Origin of the sequence: Kosakonia sp. CFBP8986 (assembly GCF_034044935.1) — a bacterium.
GTDB lineage: Bacteria > Pseudomonadota > Gammaproteobacteria > Enterobacterales > Enterobacteriaceae > Kosakonia > Kosakonia cowanii.
Map to the genome: position 1 here is coordinate 52,467 of NZ_JAXCXB010000007.1, position 20,465 is coordinate 72,931.

Sequence of the window (20,465 nt, forward strand, 5' to 3'; positions counted from 1 at the left end):
TTCAGTACGCTGCGGTTGCTGCGCGATGGCTGAAGTCAGGCTAACTGCGACGATACGCCCTGGTAATGAGTGAATCATGTCGCTAACCCGCTTACTGATTAAAGATTTCCGCAATATCGAAAGCGCGGATCTCGCGCTCTCCCCTGGCTTTAACTTTCTGGTGGGCGCTAACGGCAGCGGGAAGACCAGCGTGCTGGAGGCGATCTACACCCTCGGGCATGGTCGGGCGTTTCGCAGCCTGCAAATTGGTCGCGTTATTCGCCATGAGCAGGAGGCGTTTGTTCTGCACGGGCGTTTGCAGGCCGAATCGCGCGAAATCGCCATTGGCCTGACTAAAGATAAACTCGGCGACAGCAAAGTGCGCATCGACGGCACCGACGGTCATAAAGTGGCGGAGCTGGCGCTGCTGATGCCGATGCAGCTTATTACGCCCGAAGGGTTTACCTTACTCAACGGCGGCCCGAAATACCGTCGTGCCTTTCTCGACTGGGGATGCTTCCACAACGAAAGCGGCTTTTTTACCGCCTGGAGCAACCTCAAGCGCCTGTTAAAACAGCGCAACGCCGCCTTACGCCAGGTGAGCCATTATGGCCAGCTGCGTCCGTGGGACAAAGAGCTTGTGCCGCTCGCCGAGCAGATCAGCCGCTGGCGCGCGGAGTACAGCGCCGCTATCGCGGAAGATATGGCCGACACCTGCCGGCAGTTCTTACCGGAATTTTCCCTGACCTTCTCTTTCCAGCGCGGCTGGGAGAAAGAGACCGATTATGAAGAGGTGCTGGCGCGCAGTTTTGAGCGCGACCGCATGCTCACTTACACCGCGCACGGCCCGCATAAAGCGGATTTCCGCATTCGTGCGGATGGCGCGCCCGTTGAAGACACCCTTTCGCGCGGACAGTTAAAACTCCTGATGTGCGCGCTGCGCCTGGCGCAGGGGGAGTTCTTAACGCGTGAAAGCGGGCGACGCTGTTTATACCTGATAGATGATTTTGCCTCGGAGCTTGATGACGAAAAGCGCGGGCTGTTAGCCAGCCGGTTAAAAGCCACCCAGTCACAGGTTTTCGTCAGCGCCATCAGCGCTGAACACGTTATGGACATGTCGGACAAAAATTCGAAGATGTTCACCGTGGAAAAGGGTAAAATAGCCGATTAACCCAAGTTGAAATGAGCGAGAAACGTTGATGTCGAATTCTTATGACTCCTCCAGTATCAAAGTCCTCAAAGGGCTGGATGCAGTGCGTAAGCGCCCGGGTATGTATATCGGCGATACGGATGACGGCACCGGTCTGCACCACATGGTATTCGAGGTAGTAGATAACGCTATCGACGAAGCGCTCGCAGGGTACTGTAAAGACATTATCGTCACCATCCACAGCGATAACTCTGTCTCCGTACAGGATGATGGGCGTGGTATTCCGACCGGTATTCACCCGGAAGAGGGCGTTTCTGCTGCGGAAGTGATCATGACCGTACTGCATGCGGGCGGTAAGTTCGACGATAACTCCTATAAAGTCTCCGGCGGTCTGCACGGCGTTGGCGTTTCAGTGGTAAACGCCCTGTCGCAGAAACTGGAGCTGGTTATCCAGCGCGATAACAAAGTTCACCGTCAGATCTACACCCACGGCGTGCCGCAGGCTCCGCTGGAAGTGACGGGCGAAACGGAAAAAACCGGTACCATGGTGCGTTTCTGGCCGAGCTACGAAACCTTCACCAACGTCATTGAATTTGAATATGAAATTCTGGCGAAACGCCTGCGTGAGCTCTCCTTCCTGAACTCCGGCGTGTCGATTCGCCTGCGCGACAAGCGCGACGGCAAAGAAGACCACTTCCATTATGAAGGCGGCATCAGGGCGTTTGTTGAGTATCTCAACAAAAACAAAACGCCGATCCATCCGAATATCTTCTACTTCTCCACCGAAAAAGACGGTATCGGCGTTGAAGTTGCGCTGCAGTGGAACGACGGTTTCCAGGAAAATATCTACTGCTTTACCAACAACATTCCGCAGCGCGATGGCGGTACCCACCTTGCAGGCTTCCGCGCGGCGATGACGCGTACGCTGAACGCCTATATGGATAAAGAGGGTTACAGCAAGAAAGCGAAAGTCAGCGCCACCGGTGATGACGCCCGTGAAGGTCTGATTGCGGTGGTATCGGTAAAAGTGCCGGATCCGAAATTCTCCTCACAGACCAAAGATAAACTGGTCTCCTCTGAGGTGAAATCGGCGGTGGAACAGCAGATGAACGAACTGCTGGCCGAATACCTGCTGGAAAACCCGGCTGACGCCAAAATCGTCGTCGGCAAAATCATTGACGCTGCCCGTGCCCGTGAAGCGGCGCGTAAAGCACGTGAAATGACCCGCCGTAAAGGCGCGCTGGATCTGGCCGGTCTGCCGGGCAAACTGGCGGATTGCCAGGAGCGTGACCCGGCGCTGTCCGAACTCTACTTAGTGGAAGGGGACTCCGCGGGCGGTTCTGCCAAACAGGGCCGTAACCGTAAGAACCAGGCGATCCTGCCGTTGAAAGGTAAAATCCTCAACGTCGAGAAAGCGCGTTTCGACAAGATGCTCTCTTCTCAGGAAGTAGCGACGCTTATCACCGCGCTCGGCTGCGGCATCGGTCGCGACGAGTACAACCCGGATAAACTGCGCTACCACAGCATCATCATCATGACCGATGCGGACGTCGATGGTTCGCACATCCGTACGCTGCTGTTGACCTTCTTCTACCGTCAGATGCCGGAAATCGTTGAGCGTGGCCACGTCTACATCGCCCAGCCGCCGCTCTACAAAGTGAAGAAAGGCAAGCAGGAGCAGTACATCAAGGATGACGAGGCGATGGATCAGTATCAGATCTCTATCGCGCTCGATGGCGCAACGCTGCACACCACCGAAGGCGCGCCTGCCCTGCAGGGTGAAGCGCTGGAGAAAATGGTGTCCGAGTACAACGCTGCGCAGAAGATGATTGGCCGTATGGAGCGCCGGTTCCCGCGCGCGCTGCTGAAAGAGCTGGTCTATCAGCCGACGCTGGCAGAAGCGGATCTCGCCGATGAGCGCGCCGTTACGCAGTGGGTCTCTCAGCTCATCACCGTGCTGAATGAGAACGAAGCCCACGGCAGCACCTGGAAATATGATGTCCGGGTGAACAGCGAGCTGAGCCAGTTCGAGCCGATTATTCGCGTGCGCACCCACGGTGTGGATACCGATTATCCGCTCGATCACGAGTTTGTGACAGGCGGTGAGTACCGTCGTCTCTGCACGCTCGGCGAGAAGCTGCGTGGCCTGATTGAAGAAGATGCCTATATCGAGCGTGGCGAACGCCGTCAGCCGGTGACCAGCTTCGAGCAGGCGCTGGAGTGGCTGGTGAAAGAGTCCCGTCGCGGCCTCTCCATTCAGCGTTATAAAGGCCTTGGCGAGATGAACCCGGATCAGCTGTGGGAAACCACCATGGATCCGGAAAGCCGCCGCATGCTGCGCGTTACCGTGAAAGATGCGATTGCAGCCGATCAGCTCTTCACTACCTTAATGGGCGATGCCGTTGAACCACGCCGCGCCTTTATCGAAGAGAACGCCCTGAAAGCGGCGAATATCGATATCTAAGGTAATCCTGCATTAAAAGGGGGATCCCGTATCCCCCTTTCTCTCCCCCTTTTCTCCCCGGCGCGCTGCTGTTTTTTGAGCGGAATCGCGTTAGCATGAGGTCAAACACTTCTCATCTGGGGATCTCATGGCTATCAAACTCATTGCAATCGATATGGACGGCACGCTGCTGCTGCCCGACCACACTATCTCTCCTGCGGTAAAAAATGCGATTGCCGCCGCGCGCGAACGCGGCATCAATGTCGTGCTGACCACCGGACGCCCTTACGCTGGCGTACACAGCTATATGAAAGAGCTGCATATGGAGCGGGAAGGTGACTACTGCATTACCTATAACGGCGCGCTGGTGCAGAACGCCAGCGATGGCAGTACCGTGGCGCAGACCACGCTGAGCTATGACGATTACCGCTATCTGGAACAACTCTCTCGCGAAGTCGGTTCGCACTTCCACGCGCTGGATCGCAACACGCTCTACACCGCAAACCGCGATATCAGCCCCTATACCGTGCATGAATCTTTTGTCGCCACCATTCCGCTGGTCTTCTGTGAAGCGGAGAAGATGGATCCGCAGACCCAGTTCCTGAAAGTGATGATGATTGATGAGCCGACGATCCTTGACCAGGCGATCGCCCGCATTCCGCAGGAGGTAAAAGAGAAGTACACGGTGCTGAAAAGCGCGCCCTACTTCCTGGAAATCTTGCATAAAAGCGTCACTAAAGGCACCGGCGTTAAAGCCCTTGCCGATGTGTTAAACATCAAGCCGGAAGAGATTATGGCGATTGGCGATCAGGAAAATGATATCGCCATGATTGAGTTCGCCGGCGTCGGCGTGGCGATGGAAAACGCTATTCCGTCGGTGAAAGAGGCGGCAGATTTCGTTACCAAAACCAACCTCGAAGATGGCGTTGCTTACGCAATCGAGAAGTTCGCCCTCAACTAAGCCCTTCCCACTCTCCCTGACCCGCGCTCTGCGCGGGTTTTTTTTGCCCCGCGCACCATTCTGATAACAATTTGCTTACCAATTGTCGTTTTTGTGATCCAAATTGTAGTACAACACAAAGTGATTGTACTACGATTGCGGCATCTCTTGCGGGGAAGTCAGCATATTTGTACTTCAATGTTGAGGGAAATTGCGGCAGAGGCGATAAAGTAGTGGCAGAGAAACCGTTGCTAAGGACGCGTTATGACCATGAATAAAACCGACCGCATTATCGTCTCGCTGGGCCGCCAGATTATTAGCGGCAAATATGTCCCCGGCTCGGCGTTACCCGCCGAAGCTGAGTTGTGCGAAGAGTTTGAAACCTCGCGCAACATCATCCGCGAGGTCTACCGCGCGCTGATGGCAAAGCGGCTGATTGAAATGAAGCGTTATCGCGGCGCGTTTGTCGCCCCGCGTAACCAGTGGAACTACCTCGACACCGAGGTGCTGCAATGGGTGCTGGAGCACGACTACGACCCGCGCTTAATCAGTGCGATGAGTGAAGTGCGAAACCTGGTGGAACCGGCCATCGCCCGCTGGGCGGCGGAGCGCGCTACCTCCAGCGACCTGGCAAATATTGAGTCGGCGCTCAATGACATGATCGCCAACAACCAGGACCGGGACGCCTTTAACGAGGCCGATATCCGCTACCACGAAGCGGTGTTGCAATCGGTGCACAACCCGGTGCTGCAACAGTTGAGTGTGGCAATCAGCTCACTGCAACGGGCGGTATTTGAACGGACCTGGATGGGGGATGAGGCAAACATGCCGAAAACCCTGCAAGAACATAAGGCGCTGTTCGATGCGATCCGGCATCAGGACAGCACAGCGGCAGAGCAGGCGGCGCTCACCATGATCGCCAGCTCAACACGAAGGTTGAAGGAAATTACATGACAGCTCGCTACATCGCAATCGACTGGGGATCCACCAACTTACGCGCCTGGCATTTTCAGGATGGCGTTTGCCTGGAGAGCAGGCACTCTGAGGCGGGTGTAACCCGACTTAATGGACGATCCCCCGAAGCGGTGTTAGCAGAAGTGACCGAGGGCTGGAGCAGCGACACCACGCCGGTGGTAATGGCGGGCATGGTCGGCAGTAACGCAGGCTGGAAAATCGCCCCCTATCTGCCCTGCCCGACTTCGCTTGACGGCATCGGCGAGCAGCTGACCCAGGTAAAAGAGCGTGTCTGGATCATCCCCGGCCTGTGCGTCTCCAGCGATGACAATCACAACGTGATGCGCGGCGAAGAGACCCAGTTGCTCGGCGCCAGCGAACTTGCCCCCGCCGCGTTGTATGTGATGCCCGGCACCCACTGCAAATGGGTCGAGGCTGATGAGCATCAGATTCGTGATTTTCGCACCGTAATGACCGGTGAACTGCATCATCTCCTGCTGCGCCACTCGCTGGTGGGCGCAGGGTTGCCGGAGCAAACCGCCAGTGATGATGCCTTCGACGCAGGCCTGACGCGCGGCCTCGCGTCACCTGAGATCCTGCCGCAGCTTTTTGAAGTTCGCGCCGCCCATGTGCTGGGCGCTCTTGCGCGCGAACAGGTGAGCGAATTCCTTTCGGGCCTGCTAATCGGCGGTGAAGTGGCGACCATGAACGCCCGCTTCGCCGGTTCGCAGGCAATCACGCTGGTCGCCAGCCCATCCCTCTCTGCCCGCTATCAGCGCGCCTTTCGCGCCATCGGGCGGGCGGTAAACACGCTGGATGGCGACACGGCATTTCAGGCAGGTATCAGGAGGATTGCCCATGCAGTGGCAAACTAAGCTTCCGCTGATCGCCATTTTACGTGGCATCACCCCGGATGAGGCGCGCGAGCACGTCGCCGCCATACTCGACGCAGGTTTCGACGCCGTCGAGATCCCGCTCAACTCACCCGACTGGGAGACCAGCATTGGCGATATCGTAGCGAACTTCGGCGATCGCGCGCTGATCGGCGGCGGTACGGTGCTGAAACCGGAGCAGGTCGATCGGCTGGCGGAGATGGGCTGCAAACTGATTGTCACGCCAAATACGCAGCCGGAGGTGATCCGCCGCGCGGTTAGCCACGGCATGACCGTCTGCCCGGGCTGCGCCACCGCCAGCGAAGCCTTCACTGCGCTTGAAGCCGGTGCGCAGGCGCTGAAAATTTTCCCCTCCTCCGCCTTTGGCCCCGATTACATCAAAGCGCTGAAAGCGGTTCTGCCAGCGGACGTACCGGTGTTTGCCGTCGGCGGCGTGACGCCGGAAAACCTGCACCTGTGGCTACAGGCAGGCTGCGTTGGCGCCGGGCTGGGCAGCGATCTCTATCGCGCCGGGCAGCCGGTAAGCCGCACCATCGAGCAGGCGAAAGCATTTGTTAACGCGTATCAAGAGGCTGTGCAATGAAGATAACCAAACTGACGACTTACCGCTTACCGCCGCGCTGGATGTTCTTAAAAATCGAAACCGATGAAGGCGTGGTTGGCTGGGGCGAGCCGGTGATCGAGGGGCGTGCGCGCACCGTTGAAGCGGCGGTACATGAGCTTGGCGACTACCTGATTGGCCAGGATCCTTCTCGTATCAACGACTTGTGGCAGGTGATGTACCGCGCGGGTTTCTATCGTGGCGGCCCGATCCTGATGAGCGCCATCGCCGGCATTGACCAGGCACTGTGGGATATCAAAGGCAAAGTGCTCAATGCACCGGTGTGGCAACTGATGGGCGGCCTGGTGCGCGACAAAATCAAAGCCTACAGCTGGGTCGGCGGTGACCGTCCGGCAGAAGTCATTGATGGCATCAAAACCCTGCGCACCATCGGCTTCGACACCTTTAAATTAAACGGCTGCGAAGAGTTAGGCATTATTGATGATTCGCGCAAAGTCGATGCGGCGGTCAATACCGTGGCGCAGATCCGCGAAGCGTTTGGCAACGAGATTGAGTTTGGCCTCGACTTCCACGGTCGCGTCAGCGCGCCGATGGCGAAAGTATTAATTAAAGAGCTGGAGCCCTATCGCCCGCTGTTTATTGAAGAGCCGGTGCTGGCCGAGCAGGCGGAGTATTACCCACGGCTTGCCGCGCAAACCCATATTCCGATTGCCGCCGGTGAACGTATGTTCTCGCGCTTCGAATTTAAACGCGTGCTGGAAGCGGGCGGCATTGCGATTTTGCAGCCGGATCTCTCTCACGCGGGCGGCATTACCGAGTGCTACAAAATTGCCGGTATGGCGGAAGCGTACGACGTGGCGCTGGCTCCACACTGCCCACTCGGCCCGGTCGCGCTCGCAGCCTGTCTGCATGTCGACTTCGTCTCGCACAATGCGGTGTTCCAGGAGCAGAGCATGGGCATTCACTACAACAAAGGTGCCGAACTGCTCGACTTCGTGAAGAACAAAGAGGACTTCAACATGGAAGGCGGCTTCTTTAAGCCGTTGATGAAACCGGGCCTTGGCGTAGAGATCGACGAAGAGAAAGTGATTGAGCTAAGCAAAAATGCGCCGGACTGGCGTAACCCGGTGTGGCGGCATGCGGACGGTACCGTCGCCGAGTGGTAATGCTCGTCATATTTTGCGCCGCCGGTGCGTTGGCGGTTAAACAAACTATTTAGCGCATTCAGAACATCAAAAATAATTTTTTTCCTACACCCTCTGTATTTAACAGGGCATGGTGAGCGGCTTCGCCATGCCCAAAACCCGGAGACAGACAGTTATGGATATTTCTGTAACGACTGCAAAAACAGGGCGTCGCCGCTATTTGACGCTGCTGATGATCTTTATCACGGTGGTTATTTGTTATGTCGACCGCGCCAACCTGGCCGTGGCCTCTGCCCATATTCAGGAAGAGTTCGGTATTAGCAAAGCGGAGATGGGCTACGTCTTTTCCGCCTTCGCCTGGCTCTATACCCTCTGCCAGATCCCCGGCGGCTGGTTCCTTGACCGCGTCGGTTCACGCCTTACCTATTTCATCGCCATCTTTGGCTGGTCGGTCGCCACGCTGTTTCAGGGTTTCGCCGGCGGCCTGCTGTCGCTGATTGGCCTGCGTGCGATTACCGGCATTTTCGAAGCGCCCGCTTTCCCGACCAACAACCGTATGGTGACCAGTTGGTTCCCGGAGCAGGAGCGTGCTTCGGCGGTGGGGTTCTACACCTCCGGGCAGTTTGTCGGGCTGGCTTTTCTCACCCCGCTGCTGATCTGGATCCAGGAGCTGCTGAGCTGGCATTGGGTGTTTATCATCACCGGCGGCATCGGCATTATCTGGTCGCTGACCTGGATTAAGGTCTACCAGCCGCCGCGCCTGACTAAAAACATCAGCCAGGCGGAGCTGGAGTACATCAAAGCGGGCGGCGGCCTGATTGATGGCGATGCGCCGGTGAAAAAAGAGGCGCGCCAGCCGCTGACCAAAGCGGAGTGGAAACTGGTGTTCCACCGCAAGCTGATTGGCGTCTATCTCGGCCAGTTCGCCGTCACCTCAACGCTGTGGTTCTTCCTCACCTGGTTCCCGAACTACCTGACGCAGGAGAAAGGCATCACCGCGCTGAAGGCTGGGTTTATGACCACCGTGCCGTTCCTGGCCGCTTTCTTTGGCGTGCTGCTCTCCGGCTGGGTCGCCGATACGCTGGTGAAAAAGGGCTATTCGCTGGGTATTGCGCGTAAAACGCCGATTATCTGCGGTCTGCTTATCTCCACCTGCATCATGGGCGCGAACTACACCAACGATCCCGTGTGGATTATGACGCTGATGGCGCTGGCGTTCTTCGGCAACGGCTTTGCCTCGATCACCTGGTCGCTGGTGTCGTCGCTGGCACCGATGCGCCTGATTGGCCTCACTGGCGGGGTATTTAACTTTGTCGGCGGGCTGGGCGGCATTACCGTGCCGCTGGTGATTGGCTACCTGGCGCAGGATTACGGCTTTGGCCCGGCGCTGGTCTATATCTCCGCCGTGGCGCTGATTGGCGCGCTCTCCTACATTTTGCTGGTCGGCGATGTGAAGCGAGTAGGCTAACGCCACGCAATCTTATACCCTGAGGCCTGTTTATGGCTTCAGGGTACTTTCATGAAACAGCTCACCTTCGCCCCGCGCAATCATCAACTGACCAATATCAACACCTGGACGGCGGACAGCCAGTGGCTGGTGTTCGATGTGCGCCCCTCCGGCGCCTCCTTTACCGGCAAAACCATCGAACGCGTCAACGTTCACTCCGGCGACGTCGAGGTGATCTATACCGCAACGGATGGCGCGCATGTCGGCGTGGTGACCGTTCACCCTGAAGCGCAGAAATATGTGTTTATTCACGGCCCGGAAAACCCGGATGAGACATGGCAGTACGATTTCCACCATCGGCGCGGCGTAATAACCGGGCAGGGCCGCACAACCAATCTTGATGCGCTGGATATCACCGCGCCCTACACGCCCGGCGCGCTGCGTGGCGGCTCGCACGTGCATGTCTTTAGCCCGAACGGGCAGAACATTAGCTTTACCTATAACGATCACGTAATGCATGAGCGCGACCCGGCGCTGGATCTGCGCAACGTTGGCGTAGCGGTGCCGTTTGGCCCGGTAACGCCGCCCTGCACCCATCCGCGTGAATATGGCGGCAGCCACTGGTGCGTGCTGGTGAGCTGCACGACGCCGACGCCTGCGCCCGGTAGCAATGAGATCAATCGTGCTTATGAAGAGGGCTGGGTCGGCAACCAGCGGCTGGCGTTTATTGGCGATACGCTCTCCGTCAGCGGCGAAAAAGTGCCGGAGCTGTTTATTGTCGATCTTCCTGCTGATGAGCAGGGCTGGAAAACCGCGGGCGATGCACCGCTGGCCGGTACAGAGCAGACGCTGCCCGCGCCGCCAAAAGGCGTGCAGCAGCAGCGCCTCACCTTCACCCATCACCGGCGTTATCCGGGGCTGGTCACGACGCCGCGCCACTGGGTGCGCAGCAACCCGCAGGCGAGCGAGATTGCCTTTTTAATGCGTGATGACAACGGCGTTGTGCAGATCTGGTTAATCAGCCCGGCGGGCGGCGAGCCGCGGCAGCTAACCCACTGTGAGACGGGGATCCAGTCGGCGTTTAACTGGCACCCTTCTGGCGAGGCGCTGGGGTTTGTGCTGGATAACCGCATTGCGCTGTGTGACGCGATGCGCGGAGAGATAACCTTTTTGACGGCCGATCACACCAACCCCCCTTCCGGGGATGCGGTGGTCTTCTCACCGGACGGTAAGCAGATAGCCTGGATGGAAGAGGCCGACGGTTTCCGCCAGCTCTGGATGACGCAGACCGGTTACTAAATCAGTGCACCGGCATCGGCGCGGGCGGGATAAGTGAGTTGATCGCCTCATTTTCCCGCTCGCTCTTTTCGACTCTCGCTTTCACCGAGTTATCTCTGCGAAAGAGATCCCAGGGTATCAACAGCGTGTCGAGAAGAGCGGTAAAGGGCATATCCAGCGCCACCAGCGATTTCATACCGATGCCGGTATCGTCATCGGAAATCATCGACGAACTCGCTTTTGTGCCGGGATAAAGCCCCTCTTTGCCGCCCGTATGCGACATCACGCTGGAACAGCCCGAGACCATCACTCCGCAAACCAGTGCAGAAACTATCAAACGCGTTTTCATCATCGATTAATCATCGTTGTTTATTGTCTGAATGCTGTCACGGCGTTTATAGCCCTACGCATGCGAAAACAACAGCATTCGCGCTCCGCTCTGTGGCGGCATTCGCACTTTAACCCTTTGTGCGGTCCCCCCCAGTCTATGCCCTGACAGAGAAAGTGCAAAAAAAGTCATAAATTTGCCCTTGAAAAAATTCGCGACAGCCACATTTTATCACTGTAGCCGCAGAACATGCCGCAAGGGTGTTCGGCTATATGGCATGAAGATCGGTCCATTATGGAAGGTCTTACACACTCGCTGATTTCAGGAGCTTTAACTATGCGTAATTTTGATCTCTCCCCGCTTTATCGTTCAGCTATCGGTTTTGACCGCCTGTTTAACCTGCTGGAAAACAACCCGAACCAGAGCAATAACGGTTACCCTCCGTACAACGTTGAGTTAGTGGATGAAAACCACTACCGCATTGCTATCGCCGTGGCCGGTTTCGCTGAAAGCGAACTGGATATTACCGCCCAGGATAACCTGCTGGTGGTGAAAGGCTCCCACGCCGCTGAACAGAAAGAGCGCTCCTATCTCTACCAGGGCATCGCCGAGCGTAACTTCGAGCGTAAATTCCAGCTGGCAGAAAATATTCAAATCAAAGGCGCCAACCTGGTGAACGGCCTGCTCTATATCGAACTGGAGCGCGTCATCCCGGAAGAGAAAAAACCGCGCCGTATTGAAATTAACTAATTACGTCGGGTCGCTCGCGCGGCCCACTCCCGACATGCTCGCCGACAGGGGGCATATGTGAGCCGAAAGCTCGCAGGTATTCACTCGCTTCTTTGAAGGAGAAACACAATGCGTAACTACGATTTATCCCCGCTTCTTCGTCAGTGGATTGGCTTCGACAAACTGGCAAACGCTCTGCAAACCACCAATGTCGATCAGCAGGCGTTCCCGCCCTATAACATCGAAAAGAGCGACGATAACCACTACCGCATTACCCTTGCGCTGGCCGGTTTCCGCCAGCAAGAGCTGGATATTCAGCTGGAAAATGGTCGGCTGACCATTAAAGGCACGCCGGAAAAACCGGCCAACGAACCGAAATGGCTCCATCAAGGTCTGGTGATCCAGCCCTTTACCCTGAGCTTTACGCTGGCCGATTTTATGGAAGTCTCCGGCGCAACGTTCGTGAACGGCCTGCTGCATATCGACCTGCTGCGTAACGTGCCCGAAAGCGCCGAACCGCAGCGCATTGCCATCAGCTCGCGCCCGGCGTTGAATAGCTAAAATAGTGCATAAAACCGCTAAGCCCTGCTTTTTAAGCAGGGCTTTTTTGTTTCTTTTGCAGGCTGGTATACACTGGAGCCATTGCGGCATTCAGGAGATGGCTATGCTTGGCGAAAAGCTTGAGATTGAAGGACTTATCGGCGTTGGGCGCGCGCAGCTTAGGCTTGAACCTAACCAGCGGATTTATACCTTTATCGGCCCCAACGGCGTCGGTAAAACCAAAATGCTGGAAGCGCTGTTCCAGTTCATGTTTTTTAATAATGAGCTGGTAAAAAAATCCCTCGATTCTAACGATCAGGTTTTCTTCAAGTTCAAATCCGTCGCCACCAATCGCCCGGAACCTTATACGGTTCAGCGGGAAAGTAACGATTCTCCCTTATGGCAAATTGCCCGCGGTTATTTTCCCTCGTTGACCGCGAATACGTTCCCGGTGGTATTTCTCGGCGCCCAGGCGCGCGGAAAAATCGAGACGCAATCAAGCGTAACTAACACCTCGCTGGGCAATCTTGAGAACCGCAGAAAACATTACTTCCAGACGCTGACACGGCAGATGGAAGCGGATTTCGGCTCCATGAATATGTCAGCCAGTATTCAGGAGTGGTTTATTTCTATTGCGCGCTCTTCGAACCGCTGGCAGAAGAGTGAAGACAACCGCGAAGTTGAGATTTCGACGGTGCTGGGTCTGCTGCATGAAATCGATCAACGCATCGACCCGCACTTCCTGGAAATTAGCGGTGACGATCGGGTGAGCCTGAAAGTTGACGGCCAGGTGAGAGAAATCAGCCAGCTCAGCTCCGGTTTTACCTCTATCCTCAAACTGATTCAGGCGATTGTTTCCGGCTATGGCTATTTCACCAATGAAAGCAATATTCAGAAGGTGAAAGGCGTTGTCTTTATCGATGAAATAGAGAGCCACCTGCACCTCTCCTGGCAGGCGAATATCGTGCCGTTGCTCAAGAAGCTGTTTCCTAACACGACGTTTTACATCACCACGCACTCCTCTGTTGTTCTCGCGCAGCTTAAAGAGGGTGAAGCGTATAACCTCTATCGCGACGGTGATGGCGTTGTGAAGACGAAAAAAATCGCCGCGCCGAATAAAGCCGCGCTGGCAGATATCCTGAAAGATGTATTCAGCGTTGATCTTAACCAGATGAAGCTTGAGAACAGCAGCGCCGATGAGCAGCAGGATGCGAAAGCGAACTTATTACGCTTGCTCAACCAGCAGGAGAAAGAGCAATGACACGGAGAGTTTTGCTGGATACCAACCTTCTGATTGCAGCATTTGATAAAAGCGGCAGAACATCTGTGGAAATGAAAACCTCCGCGATAACTATGCTTACTCAGCTACTGGCTGACAATGATGTGGCGCTGTTTATTACGCCGTTGATTCGCTATGAAGTGTTGCGTGGCGTCAGCTGGTCGAATAAAGCGGACTTTGATGAACTTCAGGCCACCCTTAACGATTTTCCCGAGCTGGATATTACGCGCGATATCTCTGAACTGTCGGCCAATCTGTTCCGTTTCGATAGTTGGCAAGCGGCCCAACCTGGTGCTGCAGCACGTAACCTGGAGAAACGAAAGTTTGACGTGTTTCATTTCAGTAGCGCGCACTGTAACAGCCTTGAGCTCTGCTCCAACGATTCCGATATCGGGCGCATCCGTCTGCTACATCAATCCTATGATGTAGCAGCCAGTAACCTCTGACAAAGCCAATGCCTGATGGCGCTTCGCTTACCAGGCCCACGGCAGGATGCAATCTAAGGCATTGCCACCACCTGGCAGATAAGGCTCCGCATGCGGAGCCTTTTTTATTTAGGCATGCACGCTCTGCAAAAAGCGCTGGCGCCACGGTTTCAGCACAAAGAGGGCGAGCAGCGCGCAGAGAATATCCAGCGTGATTGCGCAGCCAAACACCAGGTTCCAGCTGCCGGTCTGTTGATAGAGCAGCGCCGCCAGCGGGCCGCCGAAGATCGAGCCGATCCCCTGCGAGATATAGAGCCAGCCATAGTTTGAGGTGGCATGCTGCGTGCCGAAGGTGTCAGTGAGGGTTGCCGGAAAGAGCGAGAAGATTTCGCCCCAGCCGAAAAAGACCACCCCGGAGAGCAGTACAAACAGCAGCGGATCGTCTTTGCACAACAGCCACAGCGCCATCGCGCACCCTTCCAGACCGAAGGCGACAAACATCATGTTTTCGCGCCCAATGCGGTCCGAGATATAGCCGCACACCGGGCGCGTTAAGCCATTCATAAACCGGTCGATGGTCATCGCCAGCGGCAGCGCCGCCATGCCAAGCACCGTGACGGCGGTAATACCGAAATCGTCGGCGAAAATCGCCATCTGCGAGGTGACCATCAGCCCGGAGGTGGACATCATGGTCATCATGATAAACATCAGCCAGAACAGCGGCTTGCGCAGCATCTCTTTTGGTGCGAAGCTCTTCTCGCTCATCTTCAACGGGCTGCTCACTGGCTGCGCGCTGGCATGCTGCGGCGCGCGTAACCCCTGGCTGGCAATAAAACCGATGGCGGCCATCAGCAGGCCGAACTGCCACAGCGTGCTCTCCAGCCCTTTGGCGGCCAGCGACTGCGTCACCGGGAACGTGGTGAGGATCGCACCCATGCCGTAGCCTGCCGCCACCATCCCTGTGGCAAAGCCGCGTTTTTCGGGGAACCAGCGCACCATCAAACCGACCACGCCGATATAGACAATGCCGGTGCCGAGGCCGCCGATCACGCCGTAACAGAGATAGAGCCCCGTCAGGCTGCTGATGTTCGCCGTCAGCATCCAGCTCGCGCCGCTTAGCACGGTACCAATAGCAATCAACCGGCGCGGGCCAAACTTATCAATCAGCTTGCCCTGGAAGGGGGAAAAGAAGGTTTGCAGAATAATCAGCAGTGAAAAGGTGAGCTGGATCTCCGCCAGCGGAACGCCCAGCTTGGCCATAAACGGCTTTGCCAGCAGCGCCCAGACATATTGCGGGCTGGAGATGGAGATCATGCACAGTAAGCCCAGCGCCAGTTGCACCCATTTCTTCGACGGGCTTGCTACCACTACGCTGGTTAAGGTTGTATTTGTCATTCTGCCACCCTGTTGTTAACAAAAGTGGAGTTGTGCATTAACCATGCCATAACCTGCCAGCGCACGAATCATCAGGAGATGGTTAGCAGGCGCAGGGTTTCACCTGCGGGTAAACGCCTCAGCTATGCGTTAATTGAGAGCAGCATCACATTATATGGTGCGCGGTTCGCCACATTAGAGGGCGCGGAAAGCCCTGCACTTTGTGCGCCATCGCCCATAAAACTGCCCTCTTCTCTGCGAGAATTAGCCTAATCATCATGGAAAGGGATTCGATCATGAGTGAGATAGCGTTAATGGTCAGCATGCTGGCGCTGGTGGCAGTGGTTGGGCTGTGGATCGGCAACATCAAAATACGCGGCATCGGCTTTGGCATTGGCGGCGTGCTGTTTGGCGGGATTATTGTCGGGCACATCGCCGATCGGCTGGGGATTACCTTAAGCGGCCCGATGCTGCTGTTTGTGCAGGAGTTCGGCCTGATCCTCTTCGTCTACACCATTGGTATCCAGGTCGGGCCTGGGTTCTTTGCCTCGCTACGCGTCTCGGGGCTGCGCCTCAACCTCTTCGCCATCCTGATTGTGCTGCTGGGCGGCCTGGTCACGGCGATCCTGCATAAACTCTTCGCCATTCCGCTGCCGGTGGTGCTCGGTATTTTCTCCGGCGCGGTAACCAATACGCCCGCCCTGGGTGCCGGGCAGCAGATCCTGCGCGATTTGGGCCTGCCTGCGGAACAGCTGGATGTAATGGGCACCAGCTATGCGATGGCCTACCCGTTCGGTATCTGCGGCATTTTGCTGAGCATGTGGCTGCTGCGGGTTCTGTTTCGCGTCAATGTGGATGAGGAGGCCCGCAAGCATGACGCCACCCTCAATAGCGGCGTCTCACATATTCGCACTATTAATGTTCGGGTGGAAAACAGCAACCTCAACAATATGGCGATTCAGGATGTGCCGCTGCTCAACAGCGACAAAATCATCTGTTCACGGCTGAAACGGGACGAGTTGCTGATGGTGCCCTCGCCAACCACGGTAATTCAGGCGGGCGATCTGCTGCACCTGGTCGGCCTGCCGCGCGATCTGCATAACGCCCAGGTGGTGATTGGCAAAGAGGTCGAGACCTCGCTCTCAACGCGCGGCACCGATCTGCGCGTTGAGCGGGTGGTGGTGACCAACGAAAAAGTGCTGGGGAAAAAGATCCGCGACCTGCAACTGAAAGAGCGCTACGACGTGGTGATTTCGCGCCTCAATCGCGCCGGGGTAGAGCTGGTCGCCAGCTCCGACGCCAGCCTGCAGTTTGGCGATATCCTCAATCTGGTTGGCCGACCGGCGGCGATTGAGGCCGTAGCCAGCGAAGTGGGCAACGCGCAGCAGAAATTACAGCAGGTGCAGATGCTGCCGGTGTTTATCGGTATCGGTCTCGGCGTACTGCTCGGCTCGGTGCCGCTGTTTATTCCCGGCTTTCCGGTGGCCTTAAAACTTGGGCTGGCGGGCGGGCCGCTGATTATGGCGCTGATCCTCGGGCGCATCGGCACCATCGGCAAGCTCTACTGGTTTATGCCGCCGAGCGCCAACCTGGCGCTGCGTGAGCTTGGCATTGTGCTGTTTCTGGCCGTTGTCGGCTTGAAGTCCGGCGGTGATTTCTTTGCCACGCTAACCCACGGCGAAGGCGTGACGTGGATGTGTTACGGCATCTTTATTACCGCCATTCCGCTGCTGACCGTCGGCGTGCTGGCGCGGATGCTCGGTAACATGAACTACTTAACCCTCTGCGGTATGCTGGCCGGGTCGATGACCGATCCACCGGCGCTGGCCTTCGCCAATAACCTGCATGCCACCAGCGGCGCGGCGGCGCTCTCCTATGCGACGGTCTATCCGCTGGTGATGTTTTTGCGCATTATTACCCCTCAACTCCTGGCGGTGCTATTTTGGGGGCTGGGTCAGGCGTTTTAGCCTGGCGAACGGCCTGCTTTATAAGGAGTGTTGATGAAAATCTCCCGCGTCGGCGAAGCGCCCGATTACCGCTTTTCGCTGGCCAACGAGCGCACCTTTCTTGCCTGGATCCGCACCGCGCTGGGCTTTCTCGCCGCGGGCGTTGGCCTCGATCAGCTGGCACCGCAGTTTGCCACGCCGCTGATCCGCGAAACGCTGGCGCTGCTGCTCTGCCTCTTCGCCGGCGCGCTGGCGTTGTATGGCTATCTGCGCTGGTTGCGTAATGAGAAAGCGATGCGCTTAAAAGAGGATCTGCCCTACACCCGCACGCTGCTGCTTATTAGCGTGGCGCTGGCGGCGGTCGCCGCGGTGGTGATGGTGCTGGTGTTCTATGCCGGATAGCCGTAGAGCGCGCCGCGCTGTCGACCCTGGTTTGCAGCCGGAGCGTACCTCGCTCGCCTGGCTGCGCACGCTGTTCGGCTATGGCGCGCTGATGGCGCTGGCGGTAAAGCATAACTGGCAGCAATCGGGCACGCCGTTCTGGATCTCCCTCGCGCTGCTGGCGCTGGTGGCGGGTATTCTCTGGCGTTATACCCATCTGCGGCAGCGAATGGATGTGAACGTCGGTGACTTCGCGCTGCCCGGCAGCGTGCGTGACAAGCTGCTTATTGCCCTTGGCGTCTTCTCTCTCGCCCTGCTGTTCGCCGTTACCCATATTCGCCAGTTATGGCTTCTGCTCTGAGTGCGGGAAAAATTTATTACGCTTTGCCGCTACGCGTGCTGAGCAAAAGCATGCTAAATACATGTAATCACCCCCGATTTTCGCAAGGTCAACCGTGTTAAAGCCACTGATTGCTGTTGTTATGTTGCTGGCGGCAACCGCTGTGTACGCCGCCGATACGCCGCTGACGGCGGCGCGTTACGCGCAGCAGTTGGGCGTCGGCATGGACGTTGACTGGGCGCGTACCGAGCGCGGCATCCGCGAATTTGACCCGCTGGTGGTGCGTGATTTTTATAACGCCGGCATTCGCCATGTCCGTATTCGCGTGGCGGATAATATGACCGAAGCGCGGCTGATTCACCTGCGTAAGCTGGTCGAAGCCTGCGAAGCCTATGGCGTAACGCCGATCATCGCGTATCAGGCCGATGGCTTTAAAGCCGAGCCCAACGCAAAAACCGAAGCGCAGCTGGTGGCCTGGTGGACAACGGTCGGGCAATTTTTTGGCAGCGAGCATCCGACGCTCGGTTTTGATGTGATTTATGAACCTGCCGACAAACTGAATCGCGATCTGCCCGCCTTAAATCGCACTTACGACAATGTGGTGCGCACCCTGCATCAGCTTGATGCCCAGCGTATGATCTTCATCGCCCCGCGATTGCGCGCCGCGCCTGAGGATCTCGCCTCGCTGCGGCTGCCTGCGCACAGCCAGAACTACCTGCTGGCGGAGTGGCATATCTTTCCATGGGGGCCGCTAAAAAGTAACGGCAAATACCCGTGGACCTCCGGCACAGCGGCAGAAAAAGCGGCGATCCGCGCGCGTATCGCTGCGGCGCTGCGCTGGCAGCAAAAAACCGGTCACGCCAGTTGGGTCGGTGGCTGGGCGGTGGGTGAGTCGATGAAAAACGCGCCGACCGCCTCGCAGCTGGCCTTCGCCCGTTTTATGGCCTGCGAGCTGAACCGTGCGAAAATCCCTTATGCAATTAATGCCGATACGCAGTTTTATGATGGTGAAGAGGGCGCATGGCGGCCCGCGCCCGCGCCGCTGCTAAAAGAGATGATTACACCAACCTGCGAAAAGCCCGAGCAGAAGTCAGGCCATCATGAGGTTAAACCGCCTGTTCGTGGTGACCAGGGCGCGACGCCAGCGGCAACCAGCACAACACAATCAGCAGCCCGGCCAGCGTCATCAGCATCCCAAGGCTAAACTGGCTGTTTTGCGGCAGTTGCGCAGAGAGCCACGCCAGCCCGCCGGAGCCCATATTTTGCAGGCCGCCAATCAGCGCGCCCGCCGTACCCGCTAAGAAGGGGAACGGCTCCATCGCGCCGCTGGTTGCCAGCGGGAAGAGCATCCCGGCGCCGAAGAAGAAGAGTGCCGCGGGCACCACTAAGGTCCAGATAGTCATCACACCGAGGATGCCGGGGATCCACATCAGGATGCCGGCCAGCAGGCAGCTTAGCGACGCCTGCCACATCAGCGTGGTGAATCGCTTATTCTGCCGCCCGGCAAACCACGCGCCGAAAAACGCTGCCGGAATAGGCAAGATAAACAGCACGCTCACCATCATACTGTTCAGCCCCAGCACGCCGCCCATCAGCACGCCGGAGCAGGCCTCAAACACCGCGATGCCCGCCAGACCGCCAATCAGCATCAGCAGATAACAGCTAAACGCGCCGTTACCGAGCAGGGTTTTATAGCTGGTGATCAGCCGTGAGCGCGGCGCATCCACCGGGCGCGTTTCCGGCATCCAGCGCGCCATGCTGTAGGTGACAATCACACACAGCACCAGCAGGAAGATAAAGCAGGCGCGCCAGTTCACCAGCGTGTTGAGCACGCCGCCAATCAGCGGTGCCAGCAGCGGGCTGACCAGAATCCCCATATTTAACAAGCTATTGGCATGCCGAAGCTCGCTACCCGCATAGAGATCGCGCGGCAGGGTGCGCGCCATTACGCCCCCGACGCCAGTGCCGACGCCCTGCAGGGCGCTGGCGAGGATCAGCACCAATAAGCTGTTGGTGGTGATAGCGATAAGCGTCGCCAGCATGAAAATGGACATGCCCGCGAGGATCACCGGACGGCGTCCCACTCTGTCGGCCAGCGGGCCGTAAAAGAGTTGCGAGATGCCATAGGTCAGCAAGTAGGCCGCCATTACGCTCTGCACCGCCCCTTTACTCACCGCCAGATCGTGCGCCATATCGGCCATCGCCGGAATATAGATGGTTTGCGCCATCTGGCCGACCGCGACCAGAAGCACCAGCATCAATAACAAATTGACGTTTCTCTGCCTTTTCATATCGATGATTACTTTTTAAAAGTGAAGAATTATAGAATATA

General features: G+C 57.1%; 20 protein-coding genes and 1 other annotated feature. Of the genes, 17 read left to right on the plus strand and 3 right to left on the minus strand.

Annotated features, from left to right (window positions below):
* Positions 1-76 precede the first annotated feature (76 nt).
* The 9 genes from recF (at position 77) to SOM48_RS16745 (ending at position 10,812) form a co-directional block, all read left to right on the plus strand.
* Entirely contained in the window at positions 77-1,150 is a 1,074-nt protein-coding gene (gene recF, locus SOM48_RS16705; protein WP_042715128.1) for a DNA replication/repair protein RecF, read from the plus strand.
* A gap of 28 nt (positions 1,151-1,178) precedes the next feature.
* Positions 1,179-3,593: a DNA topoisomerase (ATP-hydrolyzing) subunit B gene (gene gyrB / locus SOM48_RS16710; protein WP_054803534.1), complete on the plus strand. Its 2,415-nt coding sequence runs from the start codon at positions 1,179-1,181 to the stop codon at positions 3,591-3,593.
* Between the two features lie 127 nt (positions 3,594-3,720).
* Positions 3,721-4,533 (plus strand): sugar-phosphatase, encoded by an 813-nt coding sequence (yidA, locus tag SOM48_RS16715; protein ID WP_042715125.1) that lies wholly within the window; start codon positions 3,721-3,723, stop codon positions 4,531-4,533.
* 243 nt (positions 4,534-4,776) lie between these two features.
* Positions 4,777-5,466, plus strand: a complete 690-nt coding sequence (gene dgoR, locus SOM48_RS16720; RefSeq protein ID WP_042715123.1) for a D-galactonate utilization transcriptional regulator DgoR — start codon at positions 4,777-4,779, stop codon at positions 5,464-5,466.
* Positions 5,463-6,341 (plus strand): 2-dehydro-3-deoxygalactonokinase, encoded by an 879-nt coding sequence (locus tag SOM48_RS16725; RefSeq protein WP_320512578.1) that lies wholly within the window; start codon positions 5,463-5,465, stop codon positions 6,339-6,341. The genes dgoR and SOM48_RS16725 overlap by 4 nt, the downstream gene beginning before the upstream one ends.
* Complete coding sequence (locus SOM48_RS16730; RefSeq protein ID WP_094422665.1) at positions 6,325-6,942, plus strand: 2-dehydro-3-deoxy-6-phosphogalactonate aldolase; 618 nt, start codon at positions 6,325-6,327, stop codon at positions 6,940-6,942. Before SOM48_RS16725 ends, SOM48_RS16730 begins: the two co-directional genes overlap by 17 nt.
* On the plus strand, positions 6,939-8,087 hold the full coding sequence (gene dgoD, locus SOM48_RS16735) for a galactonate dehydratase (protein ID WP_054803538.1): 1,149 nt from the start codon (positions 6,939-6,941) through the stop codon (positions 8,085-8,087). The genes SOM48_RS16730 and dgoD overlap by 4 nt, the downstream gene beginning before the upstream one ends.
* Before the next feature lie 109 nt (positions 8,088-8,196).
* Positions 8,197-9,534, plus strand: a complete 1,338-nt coding sequence (locus tag SOM48_RS16740; RefSeq protein WP_320512580.1) for an MFS transporter — start codon at positions 8,197-8,199, stop codon at positions 9,532-9,534.
* Positions 9,535-9,585: 51 nt separating this feature from the next.
* A complete protein-coding gene (locus SOM48_RS16745; RefSeq protein ID WP_320512581.1) occupies positions 9,586-10,812 on the plus strand; it encodes a YidR family protein in 1,227 nt (408 codons plus the stop codon).
* Between the two features lies 1 nt (position 10,813).
* On the opposite strand, the gene SOM48_RS16750 is transcribed toward SOM48_RS16745, so the two are convergent.
* Positions 10,814-11,143: a YceK/YidQ family lipoprotein gene (locus tag SOM48_RS16750; RefSeq protein WP_042715115.1), complete on the minus strand. Its 330-nt coding sequence runs from the start codon at positions 11,141-11,143 to the stop codon at positions 10,814-10,816.
* 247 nt (positions 11,144-11,390) lie between these two features.
* Positions 11,391-11,462 (plus strand) — a sequence feature (ROSE (Repression Of Heat Shock gene Expression) occurs in the 5'-region of heat shock genes and acts as an RNA thermometer to modulate expression.).
* On the opposite strand from SOM48_RS16750, the gene ibpA reads away from it, so the two are divergent.
* The 4 genes from ibpA (at position 11,456) to SOM48_RS16770 (ending at position 14,113) form a co-directional block, all read left to right on the plus strand.
* Complete coding sequence (gene ibpA / locus SOM48_RS16755) at positions 11,456-11,869, plus strand: small heat shock chaperone IbpA (RefSeq protein WP_042715112.1); 414 nt, start codon at positions 11,456-11,458, stop codon at positions 11,867-11,869. It overlaps the preceding feature by 7 nt.
* 108 nt (positions 11,870-11,977) lie before the next feature.
* Positions 11,978-12,409, plus strand: coding sequence for a small heat shock chaperone IbpB (ibpB, locus tag SOM48_RS16760; protein ID WP_042715111.1), 432 nt, complete (start codon positions 11,978-11,980; stop codon positions 12,407-12,409).
* Between the two features lie 103 nt (positions 12,410-12,512).
* Positions 12,513-13,649, plus strand: coding sequence for an AAA family ATPase (locus tag SOM48_RS16765; protein WP_320512583.1), 1,137 nt, complete (start codon positions 12,513-12,515; stop codon positions 13,647-13,649).
* Positions 13,646-14,113 carry a PIN domain-containing protein gene (locus SOM48_RS16770; RefSeq protein WP_076769294.1) on the plus strand — a complete coding sequence of 156 codons (468 nt, stop codon included), beginning with the start codon at positions 13,646-13,648 and terminating at the stop codon, positions 14,111-14,113. Before SOM48_RS16765 ends, SOM48_RS16770 begins: the two co-directional genes overlap by 4 nt.
* Positions 14,114-14,221: 108 nt before the next feature.
* Here SOM48_RS16770 and oxlT read toward each other — a convergent pair whose 3' ends face one another.
* Positions 14,222-15,487: an oxalate/formate MFS antiporter gene (gene oxlT / locus SOM48_RS16775; protein ID WP_054803543.1), complete on the minus strand. Its 1,266-nt coding sequence runs from the start codon at positions 15,485-15,487 to the stop codon at positions 14,222-14,224.
* A gap of 275 nt (positions 15,488-15,762) precedes the next feature.
* On the opposite strand from oxlT, the gene SOM48_RS16780 reads away from it, so the two are divergent.
* The 4 genes from SOM48_RS16780 (at position 15,763) to SOM48_RS16795 (ending at position 19,337) form a co-directional block, all read left to right on the plus strand.
* Positions 15,763-17,433 (plus strand): putative transporter, encoded by a 1,671-nt coding sequence (locus SOM48_RS16780; RefSeq protein WP_128481844.1) that lies wholly within the window; start codon positions 15,763-15,765, stop codon positions 17,431-17,433.
* A 33-nt stretch (positions 17,434-17,466) separates the two neighbouring features.
* Positions 17,467-17,814: a YidH family protein gene (locus SOM48_RS16785; RefSeq protein WP_042715102.1), complete on the plus strand. Its 348-nt coding sequence runs from the start codon at positions 17,467-17,469 to the stop codon at positions 17,812-17,814.
* Positions 17,804-18,154, plus strand: coding sequence for a DUF202 domain-containing protein (locus tag SOM48_RS16790; protein WP_139567957.1), 351 nt, complete (start codon positions 17,804-17,806; stop codon positions 18,152-18,154). The genes SOM48_RS16785 and SOM48_RS16790 overlap by 11 nt, the downstream gene beginning before the upstream one ends.
* 94 nt (positions 18,155-18,248) lie before the next feature.
* Entirely contained in the window at positions 18,249-19,337 is a 1,089-nt protein-coding gene (locus SOM48_RS16795) for a cellulase family glycosylhydrolase (RefSeq protein ID WP_320512584.1), read from the plus strand.
* On the opposite strand, the gene emrD is transcribed toward SOM48_RS16795, so the two are convergent.
* Complete coding sequence (gene emrD / locus SOM48_RS16800) at positions 19,240-20,424, minus strand: multidrug efflux MFS transporter EmrD (protein ID WP_312201898.1); 1,185 nt, start codon at positions 20,422-20,424, stop codon at positions 19,240-19,242. The genes SOM48_RS16795 and emrD overlap by 98 nt on opposite strands.
* Positions 20,425-20,465: the final 41 nt, after the last annotated feature.